At 60.4% G+C, this 19207-nt stretch carries 18 protein-coding genes; 4 read left to right on the forward strand and 14 right to left on the reverse strand.

What is annotated here, in order from left to right:
- Position 1 precedes the first annotated feature (1 nt).
- From JZY08_RS11705 to JZY08_RS11740, 8 genes are all read right to left on the reverse strand, one after another.
- Complete coding sequence (locus tag JZY08_RS11705) at positions 2 to 1684, reverse strand: SMP-30/gluconolactonase/LRE family protein (protein ID WP_216330221.1); 1683 nt, start codon at positions 1682 to 1684, stop codon at positions 2 to 4.
- Complete coding sequence (locus tag JZY08_RS11710; protein WP_216330222.1) at positions 1681 to 2664, reverse strand: NAD(P)-dependent oxidoreductase; 984 nt, start codon at positions 2662 to 2664, stop codon at positions 1681 to 1683. The genes JZY08_RS11705 and JZY08_RS11710 overlap by 4 nt, the downstream gene beginning before the upstream one ends.
- Entirely contained in the window at positions 2661 to 3743 is a 1083-nt protein-coding gene (locus tag JZY08_RS11715) for an ABC transporter ATP-binding protein (protein ID WP_003492167.1), read from the reverse strand. Before JZY08_RS11715 ends, JZY08_RS11710 begins: the two co-directional genes overlap by 4 nt.
- A 2-nt stretch (positions 3744 to 3745) precedes the next feature.
- A complete protein-coding gene (locus JZY08_RS11720; RefSeq protein WP_003492168.1) occupies positions 3746 to 4576 on the reverse strand; it encodes a carbohydrate ABC transporter permease in 831 nt (276 codons plus the stop codon).
- Between the two features lie 10 nt (positions 4577 to 4586).
- A complete protein-coding gene (locus JZY08_RS11725) occupies positions 4587 to 5513 on the reverse strand; it encodes a carbohydrate ABC transporter permease (RefSeq protein WP_216330223.1) in 927 nt (308 codons plus the stop codon).
- A gap of 67 nt (positions 5514 to 5580) precedes the next feature.
- Positions 5581 to 6852, reverse strand: a complete 1272-nt coding sequence (locus JZY08_RS11730; protein WP_216330224.1) for a sugar ABC transporter substrate-binding protein — start codon at positions 6850 to 6852, stop codon at positions 5581 to 5583.
- A gap of 24 nt (positions 6853 to 6876) precedes the next feature.
- Complete coding sequence (locus tag JZY08_RS11735; protein ID WP_216330225.1) at positions 6877 to 8043, reverse strand: mandelate racemase/muconate lactonizing enzyme family protein; 1167 nt, start codon at positions 8041 to 8043, stop codon at positions 6877 to 6879.
- Positions 8040 to 8945, reverse strand: coding sequence for a dihydrodipicolinate synthase family protein (locus tag JZY08_RS11740; protein ID WP_253204017.1), 906 nt, complete (start codon positions 8943 to 8945; stop codon positions 8040 to 8042). The genes JZY08_RS11735 and JZY08_RS11740 overlap by 4 nt, the downstream gene beginning before the upstream one ends.
- A 118-nt stretch (positions 8946 to 9063) precedes the next feature.
- Here JZY08_RS11740 and JZY08_RS11745 point away from each other — a divergent pair, with 118 nt between their 5' ends.
- Together JZY08_RS11745 and JZY08_RS11750 are read left to right on the forward strand one after the other, a co-directional pair.
- Positions 9064 to 9975 (forward strand): 2-dehydro-3-deoxygalactonokinase, encoded by a 912-nt coding sequence (locus JZY08_RS11745; RefSeq protein WP_216330227.1) that lies wholly within the window; start codon positions 9064 to 9066, stop codon positions 9973 to 9975.
- 73 nt (positions 9976 to 10048) lie between these two features.
- On the forward strand, positions 10049 to 10675 hold the full coding sequence (locus JZY08_RS11750) for a GDSL-type esterase/lipase family protein (RefSeq protein ID WP_216330228.1): 627 nt from the start codon (positions 10049 to 10051) through the stop codon (positions 10673 to 10675).
- 26 nt (positions 10676 to 10701) lie between these two features.
- Here the strand turns inward: JZY08_RS11750 and JZY08_RS11755 are convergent, their stop codons facing one another.
- Positions 10702 to 11619: an AraC family transcriptional regulator gene (locus JZY08_RS11755; RefSeq protein WP_216330229.1), complete on the reverse strand. Its 918-nt coding sequence runs from the start codon at positions 11617 to 11619 to the stop codon at positions 10702 to 10704.
- Positions 11620 to 11859: 240 nt separating this feature from the next.
- On the opposite strand from JZY08_RS11755, the gene JZY08_RS11760 reads away from it, so the two are divergent.
- On the forward strand, positions 11860 to 12930 hold the full coding sequence (locus tag JZY08_RS11760; RefSeq protein ID WP_216330230.1) for an aldo/keto reductase: 1071 nt from the start codon (positions 11860 to 11862) through the stop codon (positions 12928 to 12930).
- A gap of 69 nt (positions 12931 to 12999) precedes the next feature.
- Here JZY08_RS11760 and JZY08_RS11765 read toward each other — a convergent pair whose 3' ends face one another.
- A complete protein-coding gene (locus JZY08_RS11765; protein ID WP_216330231.1) occupies positions 13000 to 14334 on the reverse strand; it encodes an aspartate aminotransferase family protein in 1335 nt (444 codons plus the stop codon).
- Positions 14335 to 14435: 101 nt separating this feature from the next.
- Between JZY08_RS11765 and JZY08_RS11770 the strand changes: the two genes are divergently transcribed.
- The gene (locus tag JZY08_RS11770) at positions 14436 to 15308 is read left to right on the forward strand and encodes a LysR family transcriptional regulator (RefSeq protein WP_216330232.1); all 873 of its coding nucleotides are present in this window, start codon (positions 14436 to 14438) and stop codon (positions 15306 to 15308) included.
- 42 nt (positions 15309 to 15350) lie between these two features.
- Here JZY08_RS11770 and JZY08_RS11775 read toward each other — a convergent pair whose 3' ends face one another.
- The 4 genes from JZY08_RS11775 to JZY08_RS11790 all read right to left on the reverse strand — a co-directional run bounded on the left by JZY08_RS11775 (position 15351) and on the right by JZY08_RS11790 (position 19201).
- The gene (locus JZY08_RS11775; RefSeq protein ID WP_216330233.1) at positions 15351 to 17411 is read right to left on the reverse strand and encodes a prolyl oligopeptidase family protein; all 2061 of its coding nucleotides are present in this window, start codon (positions 17409 to 17411) and stop codon (positions 15351 to 15353) included.
- Positions 17412 to 17451: 40 nt separating this feature from the next.
- A complete protein-coding gene (locus tag JZY08_RS11780) occupies positions 17452 to 18069 on the reverse strand; it encodes a TetR/AcrR family transcriptional regulator (protein ID WP_216330234.1) in 618 nt (205 codons plus the stop codon).
- Between the two features lie 62 nt (positions 18070 to 18131).
- Positions 18132 to 18464, reverse strand: a complete 333-nt coding sequence (locus JZY08_RS11785) for a cytochrome C oxidase subunit IV family protein (RefSeq protein WP_216330235.1) — start codon at positions 18462 to 18464, stop codon at positions 18132 to 18134.
- Positions 18465 to 18478: 14 nt separating this feature from the next.
- Positions 18479 to 19201 carry a heme-copper oxidase subunit III family protein gene (locus JZY08_RS11790; RefSeq protein ID WP_216330236.1) on the reverse strand — a complete coding sequence of 241 codons (723 nt, stop codon included), beginning with the start codon at positions 19199 to 19201 and terminating at the stop codon, positions 18479 to 18481.
- Positions 19202 to 19207 lie beyond the last annotated feature (6 nt).

Consider the following 19207-nt stretch of genomic DNA (forward strand, 5'->3'; position numbering starts at 1 on the left):
TCTATCCTTCGAACAATGAGATGCGCGCACCGGCAATACCCGGGCGGCAGGAAAACAGACCGCCGGATAGCGGCGCATCGGCAAGCGTGGATGCCGGCAGGCGCGTACGGGCGCTGGTGATGAACAGCGTCGACAGGTCCGGCCCGCCAAAGGCGATGCTGGTTGGACGCGGCACCGGCATTTCGATGACCTGGTCCAGCTTGCCGTTCGGCAGGTAGCGGCGCACGCACCAGCCATCCCAGATCGCGCACCAGACGCCTCCTTCCGCATCCACGGCGAGACCGTCCGGCCGGCCATCGGCCACGGGGATGCGGGCAAATTCGCGCCGCTCCGAAAGCGTGCCCGTCGCCGGATCGCAATCATAGGCATGTATGAGCCCCGGCACCGTGTCGACGAAATAGAAGGTTCTGCCGTCCGGGCTCCAGCCGAGACCATTGGAGACAATGATGCCGCCTTCCTTGCGCTCGAATGCGCCGTCGGCATTGATCCGATAGAGTGCACCGGTTGGCTTGGAAGCGTCGATACGCATCGATCCGACCCAGATCGCGCCATCCGGCCCGCATTTGGCATCATTCAGCCGGTTGTCGGCAATGCCTGCCTCCGGGCTGACGAAAGGCGTTAGGCGGCCAGACGCAAAATCGAGCCATTCGACCCCGTCCTGGGAGGCCACCAGCAACCTTCCGGCCGTAACCGGGATGACCGCGCTGACGAGCTTGCCGGTCTCACACGTCTCGTTACGGCCGGTGGCCGGATCGTAACGGTGGACAGCCGGATGGAGAATATCGACCCAGTAAAGCGCGTTTTCGGCCTCATGCCAGACCGGGCTTTCGCCCAGTTGCGCACCCCATGGCAGAATGCAGCTGAGTTCGGCTATCGGTCGGCCTGTCGCCGAGCGCGGACGGGGTCGGGAACTGATGGCGACGGCACCGGCCGCACCGGTGATGCGGCGGGCAGCGGCAATCAGCTCGCGTCCGGCAGGGTGGATATTGGAAGCGTCGAGACGCGACGACGGCCCAAGCGCGACAAGCACACCCATAGGCGTATTGTCCCGGCCCATCACCGGCGCTGCGACAGAATTCACGCCCGGCAGGTGTTCCTCGTAAGAAATCGAATAACCCCGCGCCCGCGCCAGTGTCAGATCGGCCTGCAATGCATCAAGAGCGGTGATGGTCTTGGGTGTCTGCGGATCGAGCGTGAGGCGATCCAGCAGAGAACGGCCAACGGCGGGATCCTGAAAGGCGAGCAGCGCCTTGCCCGGTGCCGTGCAATGCAACGGCACACGCCGCCCCACTTCGACGCGGACGGAAAGGCCATTGGGCGAGCGCTCGGCCAGATATTGCGTCATGATGCCGTCGAGCCGGCAAAGCGCGACGGTCTCGCCAAGTTCAGCCGCCAGCCGTTCCAGTTCCGGGGTCGCGGCCGAGACGAGATCGAAGCTCTCCCAGACCTTATGGGACATTTCGAGAAAACGTTGTCCCAGAACATAGGTGCCACGCGCCTCATCCTGCCGCACAAGGCCATAGGCGATAAGTGTGCGCAGGATGCGGGCGAAAGTCGGCTTGGGCAGACCGGAGGCACGCAAAAGCTCGGCAAAGCGCGGCGGCTCGGGCGCATCGGCGACCATATCGAGAAGCGTCAGCCCCTTGGAAAGAGCCGCCGTTCCCCCCGGTGTTTCGGGCTTCATCGCGTCTGCTCCTTCGCGAGGCGCTGTCGCCTTGCGGTGGCCGCTTCGTCCAGCATCCGGTCCATCGTCCATTGCGCTTCAAACCCCAGGGTGTTTCTGATCCGCTCGTTTGAAGTATGGTAATAAACGCCGGCGCCGGGAAAATCGACTGTCACGATTGGCAGGCCGGTCAATGCCGCCATGCGCGGCAGAAGTTCGGCGAAATCGGCTGGTTCATCCGCTCCGAGATTGAAGATGCCACCCGCCGCTTTCGGGTGGTCCAGGGCAAGCAGAATGCCGGCAACCATATCGCGGGTGTCCGTTATATGCATGCGGAAAGGCCGTCCCTCCTCGTTGCGTGCCAGAACATGCGATGCTTCGCCGATATCCCGTGACTGGAGAAGCTCGGCGACCGCCACGTTTCCGAAGTTCTGCTGCTGGCGAATGCGCGGCCGCAGGAAAAACCGGGGGCCGGAAAAGAAACTGTCTTCATCCAGCAGTTCGGCCGCATCCTGCGTATGCGAGAAACGCAGGATGACTGTTTCCATTGTCCCGGTCCGTTGGTGGAAACTTACAAGCTCCTCACCCAGCAGCTTCGTCAGACCATAGGGTGAATTGGGATTGAGAGGATGTTCCTCCGTTACCGGCAGAAATTCCGGGCGATTTTCAGGATAGACCTCGCCTGAGGAAGCGAACACGAACCGCCGCACGCCGGCCGCCGCAGCCGCATCGAGAAGGCGGCGCGTGCCCTCGACATTGACGGCAAACATGCGATCGCGATCTCCCGGTGCCCAGGACATGAATGCGCCGAGATGCAGAACGCCGGTGACGCCTTCAATGGCGCCAGCCAATGCCTCTGTGTCTTCCAGCGACCCCACGACCTCCTCACCGCCCGTGCCGGACGGCCGCAGATCAAAGCCGCGAACGGCACGGCCTTCTGCACGCAACGCGGCAACGACGGCGCGGCCGACTCGACCCGCCGATCCGGTAACGAGGATCATAGCCGTTCTCCGCTCTTCGCGTCGAAGAGATAAAGCTGGGCCGGATCGAAACCAAGCCGCAGCTCTTCATTCCCCGGCAGGTTGCCGGTGTGCGAAACGCGGGCAATCAGCCCCTTGGACTTGCCCTCTTCGCCATCGGCGATCCTGGCACCCTCAGCATCGAAATAGACGTATTTTTCCGATCCGAGGCTTTCCACCAGCGTCGGGCGAACGCCGAATGTGACGGGTGCATCGCCGAGCACGAGATGTTCCGGCCGCAAACCGACGACAACGCTTCCCTGATGGCGCGCCGCACCCGGCAGTGAGACCTTTTGCCCAAAAAGGGTGAGCGTACCGTCGCGTATATCCGCATTGAGGAAGTTCATGCCCGGAGAGCCGATGAAGCCGGCAACGAAAAGATTGGCCGGGTTGTTGAACAGCTCGTCCGGTGCCGCGATCTGCTGGATGATGCCGCCCTGCATGATGACGACACGATCCGCCATCGTCATCGCCTCGACCTGGTCATGCGTCACATAAACGGTGGTGACGCCGATCCGCTTGTGCAGCGCGCCGATTTCGGCACGCATGTGGACACGCAGCTTGGCATCGAGGTTGGACAGCGGCTCGTCCATGAGGAACGCCTGCGGCTGGCGAACGATCGCTCGTCCCAGAGCCACGCGCTGACGCTGACCACCCGACAGATCCTTCGGCTTGCGATCGAGATAGGGCGTCACCTCGAGGATACGCGCCGCATCGTCGACGCGCCTGTCGATCTCCTGCCTGTCCGTGCCGCGCATCTTCAGCCCGAAACCGATATTCTGGCGGACCGTCAGATGCGGATAAAGCGCGTAATTCTGGAAAACCATCGCGATGTCGCGGTCGCCCGGCGCAAGGTCGGTCACTTCGCGGTCGCCGATGAAAATCTGCCCTTCGCTTGCCGGCTCGAGACCGGCGAGGATCTTCAGCATCGTCGACTTGCCGCAGCCGGAAGGCCCGACCAGCACCACGAACTCGCCATTCTCGATTTCAAGCGAGAAGGGTCTGAGCACGTTGAGCGCGCCATAGGACTTGCTGACGTTGCGAATGGAAATATTGGCCATGCTTATTTCTCCGCGCCAGCGGTCAAACCGCCGACCAAATAACGTTCAAGGAACAGATAGATTGCGATGATCGGCAACGCGATGAACACCGATGCGGCAGAGATGTCGTTCCAGTAGGTGACATATTCGCCCTGCATCGTGGTGATGCCGAGATTGGCCGTCCAGTTGTCCGGCGAGTTGACCAGAAAGGTGCGCGCATAGGCGTAATCGGCCCAGCTGAGCACAAAGGCGTAAAGCGCGGTGGCGGCAAGCCCGGGTGTTGCGATGGGAAGCACGACACGCACCATTGCGCCGATCGGCGAGCAGCCATCAACCATGGCCGCCTGCTCGAGTTCCTTAGGAATCGTGTCGAAATAGCCCTTCAGCATCCAGGTTGCGAAGGGAATGATCATGGTCGAATGCGCAAGCACCAGCGTCCATAGGCTGCCGATCAGACCGAAGCTCGAAAAGATCGAAAACAGCGGGATGACGAGTAGCGTGGCGGGCAACATCTTGGCTGTGAGAACGAACATTCCCATGGTAGCGCCGCCCCGCATTGAATAGCGAGACAGGGCGTAACCGGCGCTGACCGAAACCAGCATCGACAGCGCAACCGAGCCGACAGCGGCAAGCATCGAATTCCACAGCCACAGAAGGATCGGCTTTGCCGCCCAGACACGGGCAAAAATGTCCCATTGCGGATCGTCCGGCCAGAAAGTCGGTGGCAGGCGGTAGAGTTCGTCGGTGGTGGAAAGGGCGGTAACCAGCAGCCAGTAGACCGGGAACAGGATCATCACCAGCGTGAAGATCACCGTCGCGTAGAGGGCAAGGCTCTGTGCAAAGCTACGTTTCATCAAAGCCTCCTCAGTAGATTGATTTCGAGCGCCGGCCGAGCATCAGCAGGCTGGCAATGATGCAGATCACCAGCGTCAGCACGCCGACGGCGGCAGCGCGACCGAAGTTGTGATACTGGAAGGCCTGATCGTAGGTCATGATCGACAGCGTCTGCGTCGAGCGCAGCGGGCCGCCGCCGGTCAGAACCTTGATGATGGAAAAGTCGCGGAACACCCAAAGCAGGGTCAGCACCAGCGTGACGCCGAGGACCGGCATCAGCAGAGGCATGGTAATCCAGCGAAAACGCTGCCAGACGCTGGCGCCATCCACCTTGGCGGCGGCGTAATAATCGGCGGGAATGGACTGCAGGCCGGCGAGGCACATGATCGACACGAAAGGAAAGCCCTTCCACACCATGGTGATCGACACCGCCCAGAAGGCGGCTGTGGAACTGCTGACCCAGGGGATCATCTGGTCGGTGAAACCGAGCTTTATCGCCAGCCATCCGAACAGGCCAAAAGACGTGTCAAACATCCATGCGAAGATGACGACCGCGATGATTTCCGGCACCGCCCAGGGCAGCGCCATTCCCAGCCGCGCGACGGTCCGACCTTTGAAGCGGTTATTGGCGAGAAGCGCCGTGCTGAGGCCGACCGCGACGCTGCCGACGGTCACGACGATAACCAGCTTCAGCGTCACCCAGCAGGCCAGCCAGAATTCCGGCGAGGAGAACAGCCAGGTGTAGTTGCTGACCGAAAACGGCCGGCTCGCGCCGCCAAGCCGGGGTATCTTGACCTGCTGAAACGACAGGTCGATTGCAAGGATCAGCGGCCAGACGATGATGGCGGCAACCATCAGGACTGCTGGCGCGATCAGAATATAGCCGAGGAGATGTTGCCGGCTGGGGCGCGCAAGATCGAAGAACTTGCGACGCCCAGCCCGAACGGGTTCGGTCATGGATGGTCCTCCTGCCGGATGCGGATGATGGCCATGGCCCTTTCCGGACCATGGCAAGACAACGGGATCAACCCTTGATGGCTTCGGCCTTTGTCTGCATGGTTTTCGCTACCGCCGCCGGATCGAGATCCTGAATGATCATCCGCTGGCTTTCTTCCATCACCATCTTGCTGAACTCGTTGTAGAAGAGTTCAAGTCCGGTCGGAATGCGGTCGATCCCGGCCTCGGAGGCGGCCTTCATCGTCTCGATCAGCACCGGGAAATGCGGAATGGTCTTTTCGACGCCGGAGACATCCGCGGTTGGGCTCGGTGGCGTATTGCCGCCCAGCGTCGCATAGCTGCGCTGGAATTCCGGTGTCATGGTCAGCTTGATGAAATCCCAGACCAGAGCCTTCTGATCGTCGGGAATATCCGCCGGCATGGCGAGCACGTTCGACGATCCGCCGAGCGGCGGATGAAGCGGCGGGGCGGCGTAGACGATATCGCTCTTGGCCGAACCCTTCTCAGTGGTGCCATAAAGCCAGGGGCCGTCCAGCCGCATGGCCATCTTGCCATCGGCAAACAGCTTGCGCACGTCGCTGGCGCTCATGTCCACCGGGCTGACACCGCTTTTCATGACGGTTTTCCAGCGCGTCAGACCCTCGACCATTTCAGGCGTATCGATGGTGACATTGCCGTCCTTGTCGGTCCAGTAAGCACCGGCATCGATGATGTAGTTCAGCATTTCCGTCAGATACTGACCCGGACCGCCCTTTGTTTCGTGGCCGGTGCCGAACTGGTCGATGATGCCGTCGCCGTTGAGATCCTTGGTGGTTGCCTTCGCGGCAGCCAGAAACTCGTCATAGGTCTTCGGCACGGCAATGCCGGCCGCGTCGAGGATTTTCTTGTTGTAAGCCATGACGAAACCGAAATAGTTCGTCATGATGCAGACAGTCTCGCCATTCCATTCGCATTTCTGCTGACCGGCCCAACCGGTCATGTCGATCCCGTCCTTCTTCAGCCACGGGTCCAGCGGCTCCAGCCATCCGCTATCGGCGAACATCTGGAACTCGAAGGATGCGAGATGGACGATCTGCGGCGGCTGGTTGGCCGCGAAAAGCGTCGTCATCGTATCCGCATAGGAACTGCGTTCCGCCTTGGTAAATTCGATCTTCACGCCTGGATGCTGTTTTTCGAATGCGGCAATCGCCGAATGCCACCATTCGCCGGTACCGGCATCATCCGTCTGCCAGGAGATGAATTTCAGGACGGTATCGGCCCTGGCCGGGGCAAGGCTGCCCATTGTCATCAAAACGGCGGTTGCGGTGCCGAGCGCCAGCCGGCTTATTGTCTTGTTCATGGCTTCCTCCTCCAAAAAACCAGTTCAGATACGTTCAATCAGACCGAGCGCCGCCTCCGACGGCCTTACCCCAAGTCCGGGTCCGGACGGCAGGTGATATGTGCCCTCCCGGCAATCCATGTCGCCTTCCAGCAGGTGACGGTTCGGCTCGAAGATCGAATGCTGGAATTCGTGACCTTTAAGCGTTGGCAATGTCGATGACGCCTGCAGGCTGGCGGCAAGAAATATGCCTGCGCCAACGGTGGCGTGCGGGATCACATCGATGCCGTACTCGGAAGCGAGAGCACCGATACGGATGAAATTGGTGATGCCCTTGTGGCCCATTTCCGGCTGCACGATTGCGATACGGCAGCGCTCGATGCGGGCGCGCATGTCCCAGTGGGTGCGCCATTCCTCACCAACGGCAATTGGAACTTCGGTGTTCTTGGAAACCTTCTCCAGACCGGCAATGTCTTCCGTCCAGACCGGTGCTTCGGCAAACCAGGGATCGAAGGGCTCCATCTCGGCAATGAGTTCCAGCGCCCGTTCGGGCGTCTGGTTCCAGTGCATGTCGGCGGCGATCTTTGCATCCGGTCCGAGAACGTGCCGGAGATTTTCCATTTCGGCAGCCGGGCCATCGTCCGCCACGGGTGTTGCGAACTTGAACGCATTGAAGCCGCGATCCTGCCAGTATTTTGCCAGTTCACCACGCGCCTTGAGCGTCTTTTCCGGCAGGCCTGAAACATAGGCCGGAAAAACATCAACGCCGCCACCCAGCATATCGCGAACGGACTTGCCGGCTTCCTGTCCGGCAATATCCCATAGCGCGATATCGAGAGCGGCGAGCGCATCCACATAGAAGCCGCCGGTATAACCGCGCACCCTCATCATGTCGTAAAGATCGTCGTAGATCGCCGAAGGGTCCGAAGCATCGCGCCCAACGACGAAACCGGCGAGAAGATCGTTGATCAGCGCGGCAACCGCGCCGGGCGCCACGATACCGTAGGTCTCCCCCCAGCCGACCGTACCGGCCGATGTCGTCATGCGCACCAGCACGCTGCGGTCGAAGGTCGGATAGACCGTGCGGTTTCCCTTGCGCACGATATAGCCGTTGGGATTGACCACCTCCCCCTCACGCAGGGCGCCGAGATACGGAACCTTGCGCGGCTGCGTCAGCGTAAAAACCTCGATGGTTGCGATGGGGCTGTTCATGCGGCCTCCGGAGCAAGGAGGCCAAGCTCGACCAGATTGGCATCGATATCGGCAATGGCCGCCGAATCGAGATCCGGCGTGGGCGCACGCACACCGACACCTTCGATGACGCCGCGACGCACCAGCACATGCTTGGTCAGGCGCATGCGGTACACCGCCTGCAGGACCAGAAGCGGCAGGGTGCGGACATAGATCTTGCGGGCTTCATCATGCTTTCCTGCATTGATCGCCCGATCAATCGCCACATGTTCCTCGACAATTTCCAGAGCCGGCATGGCGGCAGTCGCGCCGCGGGCATATTCGTCGAGAATGTAACGGGCGCCGCCGCCGCCGATGATACCCTTCAGGGTGTCGGGCGCATGGGCCATGATATGGCTGATGGCCGGGCCCGCCGGCAGCGTCTCTTCCTTCACATAGGCGACCTGAGGCAGAGCACGCACGATCTCGACGATCGCCTGCGGCGAAAGGTCTGAACCCCGCGGCGCCGGCGCATTCTGCAGGATAATCTCCACCTCCGGCAGCGCCTCGACGACCTTGCCGAGAAACGCGATCAGGGCAGGCGCATCCGTGCCCACCGATTTCGGCGGCTGAACCATCAGATGGCGAATGCCGAGATACGCCGCAGCGCGACCGTGCTCGACAACCTCCCGCCAGTCGGCAGCGCTGGCACCTGCGACGACCGGCACCCGGCCGGCAACGGCCGCAACGACGATCTTCAGCAACGCCGCCCGCTCCCCTGCGCTGAGGGTCTCGACCTCACTGGCGAAACCGGGAAACACGACACCGTCCACACCCTTCTCAAGCGCAAACTTCACCAGCCGCTCCATACCCGCTTCGTCAACGCCGCCACTCGCCAGAAAAGGCGTCGGCAAGACAGGCAAAATCCCCTTAAGGCCAACCACTCTCTTACTCCTCCTCATTAAGTATCATATATTGATACCTTGAATTCACTAATTGACACTACATAGACTTGCGCCCTATGACAAGCCCCCAGATGAAATGAGCGAGGAGGTTCACGGAATGGCAGGACAAGCGACATCCATCATCGTCGATTGGGGAACAACATCGTTGCGGGCAACGCTCGTCAGCCAAAACGGCAAGGAACTGGATCATCTTGAAACGGAGCAGGGTATCTCGAGCCTGAGCAAGGGGGAGCACGAAGCTGTCCTGATGGCGGCACTTTCTCCCTGGTTTTCCGCGCACGGGGCATTGCCCGTCGCGGCACTGGGCATGATCACCAGCCGCAACGGCTGGATCGAAGTTCCCTATGTGCCCTGCCCGGCAGGCCCGGCCGAACTTGCCGCCGGGACGGTGCGCCGCACGCTGCCGAACGGATCGGATCTGGTATTCCTGCCGGGCCTGAACGACCCTGCACGCCGACCTTTTCCGGACGTCATGCGCGGCGAAGAAACCCAGATCGTCGGCCATGGCCTTGTTCCCGATGCGACGATCATATTGCCCGGAACGCACAGCAAATGGGCGAGGGTGAAGTCGGGCCGGATCGACAGCTTTCAGACATTCGTGACCGGCGAGATTTTCAATCTGCTAGTCAACCATTCCTTCATCGCCCGGGGCTCGACACAGCCGCCGGTCGAGGACCCGGATGCATATCGTTGGGGTCTGGACGAGGCAAAACAGTCGACTGCCATGTTGTCGCTCTTGTTTTCGGCGCGAACCGGCGGTCTTGTCGGGAGGCTTTCAGCCGATCAATTGCGATCCTATGTGTGGGGACTGGTCATCGGACAGGAGTTTCGTCAGGCCCGCGACGCGGGATGGTATTCGGAAGGCGGGGCAGCGGCCATTGTCGGCAATGACGGGCTGAACGATCTTTATGTGGTTGCCGCAGACGTCTTCGATCTCAAGACCTCGATGGGAACGGATGACGCCCTGACGAAAGGCGCGCTGGCCGTGCTGCAGCAAACACTGGCTTAAATCGAGGCGCCGCTAGGCCGGACGCCGAACAAGCAGCGCGTCCGGCTGTCAGATCACAAATTCGAGGACCGAAATGTACGACTTTCCTGCCAGTATCGGCACCAGCCGCCACGAAAACGATATCATCACCGTCCTTGCCCGCCTTCAGCGCATCGGCCTGCCGGCGGACCCGATCGCCTTTTATGGCTCTTCCTCGTTTCGAATCTGGAACTCGGTCACCGAGGATCTGGGCTCGCTTGATATCGTCAATCTGGGATTTGGTGGCGGCACCTGCCTCTCGGCCATCCACTATCTGGACCAGCTTCTGATCCCCCTGAAGCCCCGTAAAGTGGCGCTCTATTTCGGTGAAAACGATATCGCCAGCGACGGTCTCAAGGCCGAGACGACGTTGCGGCACCTTCAGGATTTGCGCGAATGCATTTCCCAGGCGATGCAGCAGACGGAAGTGTTTGTCCTCGCAATCAAGCACAGTCCGGCCCGTTGGATTTACCGCGATGAGTTCGAATTGTTCAACCGGCTGGCGCGCGACTGGTGTGAAAGCGTTGAGGGCACCACATGGCTCGACCCAAGCACCAGCCTCATCGGCGAAAATGGCCTGCCGATGTTCCGTTATTATCTGCCCGATCTGGTTCATATGAATGCGGCAGGGTATGCGGTCTGGGCCGAAGCCCTCAAGAAAACTCCGGACCTGCTGCGTTGAGGCGGCTGCGAAAACGCAGCTCGCTCCTAGCTGACGGCCGTGCCCTGCACTTGCCGATCGTCCGCACGATGACGCAGGAGATTGGCGTGCTTCGATGGCGGCATTCCGAAAACCCGAACATATTCGCGGGAAAACTGCGACGGGCTTGAATAGCCAACCTGAAACCCCGCGGTTGCTGCATCCAGCCCTTCGCTGAGCATCAGGCGTCTTGCCTCCTGCAATCGCAGTTCCGCCCGGAATTCCAACGGACTCATCAAGGTGATCGCCTTGAAATGAGCGTGAAAGGTGGAGCGGCTCATTCCGGCTATTTCGGCCGCTGTCTCGATGGGGCAGGCTTCGCGGAAATGGCTTCTGATCCAGACGATTGCCCGGGCAATCTGATGGAGATGGGTACCCGCCTGTGCCATGTGCCGGACAACGTCACCGCCCGGCCCGGTCAGCAGCCGATAGAGTATTTCCCGCAGCGCCAGCGGCGCAATCGCGTTAATATCGTCAGGCGTATCCAGAAGGCTCAACAGGCGTGCCGCCGCATCGAGCACCCCGGGATTGGTCTCATTCAGCAGCAGGCCGGCAGGCGGCCGGGATTCTCCGGGAGATTTCGACGGATAGCGGATCGCCAGCTCCGCCAGCTCGACCGTATCGAGATCGAGTTGCATGCACAGATACGGCTCTTCCGCACTCGCCTCGATGACGGAACCCATGACGGGAAGATCGACGGAGGCAATCAGATAACGCGATTTGTCATAGATGAAGGCCGATTGCCCCAGCATAGCCTGCTTGCGGCCCTGCGCCACAAGGCAAAGCGTCGGCTCATAGATCACCGGCATGGGAACTGTCGGGTGCGAACAGCGGATGAGCTTCACCCCCGGCAACCGGCATTCAAACGTGCCGTCTCGTGGCGCGTGTCGGGTGATGATATCGACGATGTGGCGGTCTGAGGTCATCCGCCATTTATCTCATATGCGCCTGTGTGATGGAAGCCAGAACTCCGCTTCTCGGACAATCGTGCAAGAGCGCCGGACAATAGCTCAGGCAGAAGAGGCAGTCCTGTCCCGTCTGCTTGAGACAATCGTGCAAGAATTCCGGAAATCCGGTCTACCGCCCTCGCAGGTCTTTCGCGGAAAAAGGTGTCACCCACCCGGCGCATCCCAGCGCATCAACGAAGACCAATGGAGTATACCAACATGGCTGAAGTGAAATCACTCGATCAATACAGACTGCTCGGCCGATCCGGGCTGCGTGTCTCGCCGCTCTCGCTTGGCACGATGACCTTCGGGTCTGACTGGGGTTGGGGAGCCGACGCTGAAGAAGCGAGACGCATTTTCGATGCATATGTCGACAGAGGTGGCAACTTCATCGATACCGCCGTCAACTACACCAACGGAGCCTCGGAACGCCTTCTTGGCGGCTTCATCAAAGAAAAGCGCGATAATATCGTGCTTGCAACCAAATTTACGATGGCCCGTGATCCGGCGAATATCAATTCCGGCGGCAACCATCGTTTCAACCTCGTGCGTTCGGTGGAGACGAGCCTGCGCCAGCTGGACACGGACCGGATCGATCTCCTCTACCTGCATGCCTGGGATTTCACGACATCGCCCGAAGAAGCCATGCGCTCGCTCGATGATCTCGTGAGAGCCGGCAAGATCCTGTACGTCGGTATTTGCAACACGCCCGCATGGTGCGTGGCGCAGATGCAGACCCTTGCCGATCTCCGCGGCTGGTCACCCTTCGTAGCGCTTCAGATCGAATACAGCCTGGTCGAGCGGACCGTTGAGCATGAGCTTATGCCCATGGCCAGGGCGCTGGGCCTCGGTGTTCTTCCCTGGTCCCCGCTCGGCGGCGGCATCCTCACGGGCAAATATGGCCGCGCGGATCTGAGCGACGAGAATGGGGCGAATGTCGCGGCAACCCGCAAGGGCGTGATCGCATCGACCGGCCACCTCAATGAACACTCGCTCGCCGTCGCCGATGTCGTCGGCGCAGTCGCGGAGGAACTCGGCGTTTCGCGATCGCAGGTCGCCCTTGCCTGGACGCTGATCAATCCCGCAGTCGTTTCCCCGGTCATGGGCGCACGCACCCTTGAGCAGGCCGAGGATAATTTCGGCGCCTTGAGCATTTCCTTCACGCAGGATCAGCTTGAGCGACTGAACAGGGCCAGCGCTCCACAGCCGATCTTCCCGGAGCGCTTTATTGGCCGGCCCATGGCGCAGCAGCTCATCTTCGGAACGAACACCGTCAGCAAACGGGCATAATCTACGTAACCTTGCCTCTCGCCGGCGCGTGCAGACACCGGCGAGAGGCAAATCACGACTGCGGCGAACCTAGCCGGCCTTCTGCGCCGCTTCGATCGACGACGCCAATATATCCAGTCCAAGATCGATCTCGGCATCCGAGACGGTCAAGGCCGGTGCAATGCGGAAGACGCCACCCATGCCGGGCAGCTTGACGATGTTCATGCTCATGCCCCGCAGCATCGCTTCCTGCATGATACGGGCGCCAAGCTCGAAACCGGGGGCTTTCGTGTGCCGGTCTGCGACAACTTCCAGTCCGAGCAGAAGCCCGCGCCCGCGCACATCGCCGACACATTCGAACCGTTGTTGCAGCGACAAGAGACCGTCTTTCAGGCGGTTTCCGCGGGAGATCGCCTGCTCGACAAGGCCATCGCGCGCCACGACATCGAGAACCGTTACACCGACAGCCGCCGGCAGCGGATCGGAAACATGGGTGGTATAGAACAGAAAGCCCCTCTCGAATGCCTTCTGCTCGACCTCTGCGCTGGTCATGACGGCAGCAAGCGGCAGGCCGGCGCCGAGCGTCTTCGACAGCGTCATGATATCAGGCGTCACGCCGTCACGCTGAAAGGCGAACATGTGCCCAGTGCGGCCGACGCCAGTCTGGGCTTCATCGAGGATGAGCAGCATGCCGCGCTCCTCGCATTTCTTCTTCAGGGCGGCGAGATAACCGAGCGGGAGTTCGAGAATACCGCCGCTCGACAGGATGGGTTCGGCGATGAAGGCGGCCAGGTTCCCGGTCGACTGACGGTCGATCAGCTCGAAAGCATCGTCCAGCTCCGCCTGCCAGTCGTTTGATCCATCGGGGTTCTTGAAGCGCGGGCGATAGGCATTCGGGGCTGGTATGACCAGCGAGCCGGCCGTGGCCGGGCCATAACCCCGCCGGCCGGCGCTATAGGTGGCCGAAGCCGCAGCGCCCGTCATCCCATGCCAGCTCTGCGCGAAAGCGACGATCTCGTGACCGCCGGTGACGAGCTTTGCCATGCGGATCGCCGCTTCGTTGGATTCCGCCCCGGTCGTCAGCAATTGCACGCGGTCCAGCCCCGGCGCCAGAGCCGCCAGCCGCGTTGCAAGCTCGACCACCGGGCGCGACAGCATGCCGGAAAAGAGATGCGCGACCGAAGCCATCTGCCGGTTGACGGTAGTGACGATATCCGGGTGGGTATGTCCGAGCAAAGCGCTCATCTGGCCCGAAGTGAAATCGAGAATGGCGCGGTCATCCGCATCATAGACAAAACTGCCCTCGGCGCGCTCGACAATGATATCCTCGAAGGCGGGTCCGTAGCGGGTCAGATGTTTGTTGGCAGCCGCCCAGAAGGCAAGCTCATCATTCAGCGAGGCAAAGCTTTTTGCGAGATTGTCCATGATGCGTTCCCCAAATTTATCTTCCCGGAGAATAACAAGCGCTTGCCGCCACAGTCCAATTGATAGTATTTTATTCAGATATTGATAATTTTGATATCGCCATGCTCGACCTGACGCTTCTGAAGAACTTTGTCATCGTTGCCCGTGCCGGCTCCATCAGCGTGGCTGCGATGCAGGTTGGGCGCACGCAATCGGCGCTGAGCACGCAGATGCAGCGGCTTGAGGAGCTGGTTGGCCACACCCTGCTGCAGCGAACGGGTTCGGGCGTACGGCTGACGACCGCGGGCGAGAAACTTCTTGCCCACGCCAGCGCACTCCTTGCCCGGCATGACGAAATTCTTGCCGACATGAGCGGGGAAACACTTCAGGGCACCGTCAGCCTTGGGTGCCCTGAAGATTATTCGATTGCCTTCCTGCCGGAACTGTTGCGCGGCTTCTGTGCCGCCCACCCCAAAGTCGAGCTGCGCATGGTTTGCGCGCCGACGATAGAGTTGCGTCCCCTCCTGCAGCGGCGACTGATCGACATCGCGCTGGTCTCGCAATCCGATCCGAACCACGACGACGTCCTGCGCAGGGAAAGCTTCGTCTGGGTTGCGGATAAGCCGGAACCGGATCTGCTTGCCAAGGACGTTCTGCCGCTTGCTCTCTCGGCACCGGCAACACTTGACCATCGTGCGGCCTGCGATGCCATGGAAGCTGCCAATCGTCGGTACCGGGTTGCCTTTGCCAGCAACAGCCTTGCCGGCCTCATCGCAATCGCGCGCTCCGGCCATGCGATCAGTGTCCTGACGAGGACAGCCGTTCCGCCCGATCTTCATATCGTGGAAATGGGGCTTCCGCCCCTGCCAACCATCGGTATTGCGATGGAATTTGCCGATCCGCAGACATCCTCGACCGCCAGAGTTCTGGGCGAGCACATCCGCACAGTCCTGCCGGGGTTGAGCAATGCTGATCTCTCGAGTGATCAACGGTAAGATCATAGCCGGGTCAGGCGATTGGCGGCTTCCAGAAGTCCGTCAGTCCACCGCCTTGACGTCCAGACCTGTCCAGCGCGCGGCGAACGCCCAGAGATCGGCCATCTCATCGAGCGCCTTTCCCATCGGTTTTCCTGCACCATGTCCGGCACGCGTATCGACCCGAAGAATTCGAGGTCGGTCGCCCAGTCGGGCGGCCTGAAGTGCCGCTGCATATTTGAAGCTGTGGGCAGGCACGACCCGATCGTCCGTATCGGCCGTCGTTACCAGGATAGCCGGATAGGACGCACCCGAACGGATCGTATGATAGGGCGAATAGGACAGGAGATTGCGGAAATCGGCCTCTTTTGCGGGATCGCCGTAATCCCCAATCCAGAATTGTCCATTGGTGAAACGGGCAAAGCGCAGCATGTCCATGACACCGACGCCGGCCAGCGCTGCGGCAAAGAGATCCGGCCGCTGGTTGACCACCGCGCCGACCAGCAGCCCGCCATTGGATTCGCCCTGGATCGCAAGGCCTCCATCAGAGGTTATGCCTTCGCTCTTCAGATATTCGGCAGCAGCGATGAAGTCATCGAAGACATTCTGTTTGTTCAAAAGCCGCCCGGCATCATGCCAAGCCTTGCCGTATTCTCCACCGCCACGCAGGTTGGCGACAGCGTAAACACCGCCCGCCTCGACCCAGGCAAGGACCGCCGGCGAATAATGGGGAACCATGCTTATGCCATAACCGCCATAGCCATAAAGAATGGTTGGCGCCGGTGTATCAACGTCTGAGCGACGCACGATGAACATCGGAATGCGCGTACCGTCTTTCGAATGGTAGAAGCGCTGCTCGACGATGATGCGGTCGAGATCGACCGCAACCTCCGGCTTGTCCCAGACCGTAAGCGTTCGATGCGCAACGTCATAGCGGTAAATCGTCGTCGGCGCGTTGTGGCCGGTGAAGACGAAGAAAGCCTCATCATCGTCAGGGCGTCCACAAAAACCGCCGGCGGTGCCGATGCCCGGAAGCTCAATCGTACCGTCGGGTGCGCCATCGAGCCGATAACGACGGATTTCCGATTTTGCGTCAACGAGATAGGTAATGACAAGCCGTCCACCGAGGAGCGCCGCATCGTTGAGAGTCGCATTTTCCCGCTCGCCGATGAGATCGACGAAACGTGGCTCGGTTTCGGCAAAATCGAATGCGACGATCTTGCCACGCTCCGCCCCTTTGTCTGTTGCCAGAAAAAACCGGCTGCCCTCATTCCCCACCACGCCCCAATTGTGATCATAGGTGTCGACGATGGGGCGCGGGGTCCAGTCGGGTTGCTGAAAATCGATGATCGACAACGCGTTGCCGCCCGCTCCGGGCATGGAAGAAATCACGCCATAGCGCCCGTCCACCATCACGCCCATCGTCTGTATGAGAAGTTGCCCTTCCGGCGTCGCGTGAACGAGCCGGTCGTCGCCCTGTGCAGTACCCAGTGCATGGAAGTAAATGGAATGATCGGTCACGGGGGCGTCGAAGGCGTTCTCCGCTGGCGGTTCCGGAAAGCGGGAATAGAAAAAGCCGGACCCGTCCCGGGCCCATGCAATGGTGGTGAAGCGCGCCCAGACGACCTCGTCCGGAAGTGTCTTGCCATTCTCGATATCGAGAACCCGGATGGTACGCCAGTCCGTGCCGCCCTCCTGTCGACCAAAGGCCAGATATCGCCCGTCTTCGTTGACTGCCCATTCGGCAAGTGCCGTCGCGCCATCGTCGGACCATGTATTCGGATCGATCAGGACGCGATCCACGCCTTCCACTCCCTCGCGCATGACGAGAACCGCCTGGTCATCGAGACCGGAGTTGCGGGAAAAGAAGTAGCGGTTTCCGCGCTTCACGGGCGCGGTTAGCCGTGTATGATCGAGAAGCGCGGCCAGCCGCCGCCGGAAGTGGCCACGACCGGGCAGCTCGGCCAGATGCGATCGCGCGAGATTGTCCTGCGCGCGGACCCAGTCTGCGACTTCATCTTGCTTGCGCGCGTCGCCTTCGAGCCACCGAAAGGGGTCCGCAACCTCTGTGCCGAAATGGTTCTCTACCGTGTCGGTACGCCGGGTTTCAGGATAGACAATCATATTGAGTTCCTCTTGGGGCGGGAGAGATTGGCCGAGCTGTCTAAACGTCAACCGGATCGCAGATCGGGAGAGTTGCCGCGGTTCGAATGGCTGCGGAGAGCCGGTCGCAGACTTCGTGATGTTCGAAGTGGCGGCCATGGGTGAAGGTGGCGGTGCATATGTCTTCGTCGACGACGCGCACGGCGGCCATCGCCGCCGCCGCGCAGAGTTTGACGTCGAAATCCTCGCGTGCACGTCCAGAGCGTTCGGCGACGACGGCAACAAGATCGTCTTCAGCTTGCGCACTCGCCATCAGATAGGCCGAGCGGATTGCCGGTTCGGTTTTCAGCAGCGAGATCAACCGCGCCACGGCGACACCGTCACGAATTTCCTGCTCGGTCTTCAGCATCGAGCCCAGAGTATCGTGCAGATAGGCCTCGATCGAGACATCATGCGGCCAGGAGCGCAACAGCTCGATGAAGCGCATCCCCGTGATCTTGAAAAGCGGCTCGATGCAGGCTTCCTTCGAACGAAAATACCTCCAGACCGTGCGCTTGGAGAGACCGGCAGCGGCGGCAATCGCATCACCACTCGTCTTTTCGACCCCATCTCTCCAGAACAGTTCGGCCGCATGCCGCGCCACCGAAAGCCGCCCCTGTTCAATCTTCGATTGATCCACAACTTACCTCTGTCACTTAGTGCCACTCCTTTTTGGCACTAAGTGACAGTTTAGTCAAGGATCTATGAACTAGCCCCTAGAAAGGCCAACCGGGTCAGGAGCGTGTAGTTGGATTCCGACACCATCAAAGCTGTGAAAACCAGCACTAGGACGGGCGGAAGAAGGATGGCGTAGATCAAGATCAGCCGTTCCCAGGCCATGTGCATGAAAATCGCAATGATCAGCCCCGCTTTCAGGAGCATAAAAGCGATGATCAGAGACCATCTGGGATAGCTCTGTATGCCGAGATAATCGACGAGATAGGAGCAGGCGCTGAGGACGAAAAGCAGTCCCCAGACCACCATGTAAAGTCTTATCGGATGCTGCTGTCCCTGTTGTGACTGTTGCTGCGCCATGATGTCATCCTCACTCACCACAGATAGAAGAATGCAAAGATGAATACCCACACCAGATCGACGAAGTGCCAGTAAAGCCCCATTATTTCGACGATCTCGTAGTTGCCTTTCCGGCTGGTGAAAAATCCCCTTCTTTCCTGATCGAAATCTCCCCGCCGGACCTTGCGCGCCATGATCAGAAGGAACACCACCCCGATCGAGACATGGGTGCCGTGAAAGCCCGTGATCATGAAGAAAGACGAACCGAATTGCGCAGCACCGAAGGGGTTCTCCCAGGGGCGAACGCCTTCCCCGATCAGTTTCGTCCATTCGAATACCTGCATTCCGACGAACGTCGCGCCGAGAGCGGCCGTCGCCACCATCAGCGCTGCGGTTTTGCGGCGATCGCGGCGGTATCCGAAATTGACGGCCATGGCCATCGTTCCGCTGCTGCTGATAAGGACGAAGGTCATGATGGCGATCAGGATCAGCGGAATATCCTTGCCACCGATCGTCAGAGCGAAAACCTCGCTCGGATTGGGCCAGCCGACAGCGGTCGACATCCTCGCCGTCATATAGGCCAGGAGAAAGCAGCCGAAAATGAAGGTGTCGCTCAGAATGAAGAGCCACATCATCGCCTTGCCCCAGGAGACGTTCTTGAACGCCCGCTGGTCCGATGACAGATCGGCGGCAACGCCGCGTAGTCCCGTTGGCCGCAGATGTGGATCGTTTAAAGGTCTTTCCATGGATGCGGTCATGATCGA

This window comes from Rhizobium sp. X9, assembly GCF_018873185.1.
Lineage (GTDB): Bacteria > Pseudomonadota > Alphaproteobacteria > Rhizobiales > Rhizobiaceae > Agrobacterium > Agrobacterium oryzihabitans.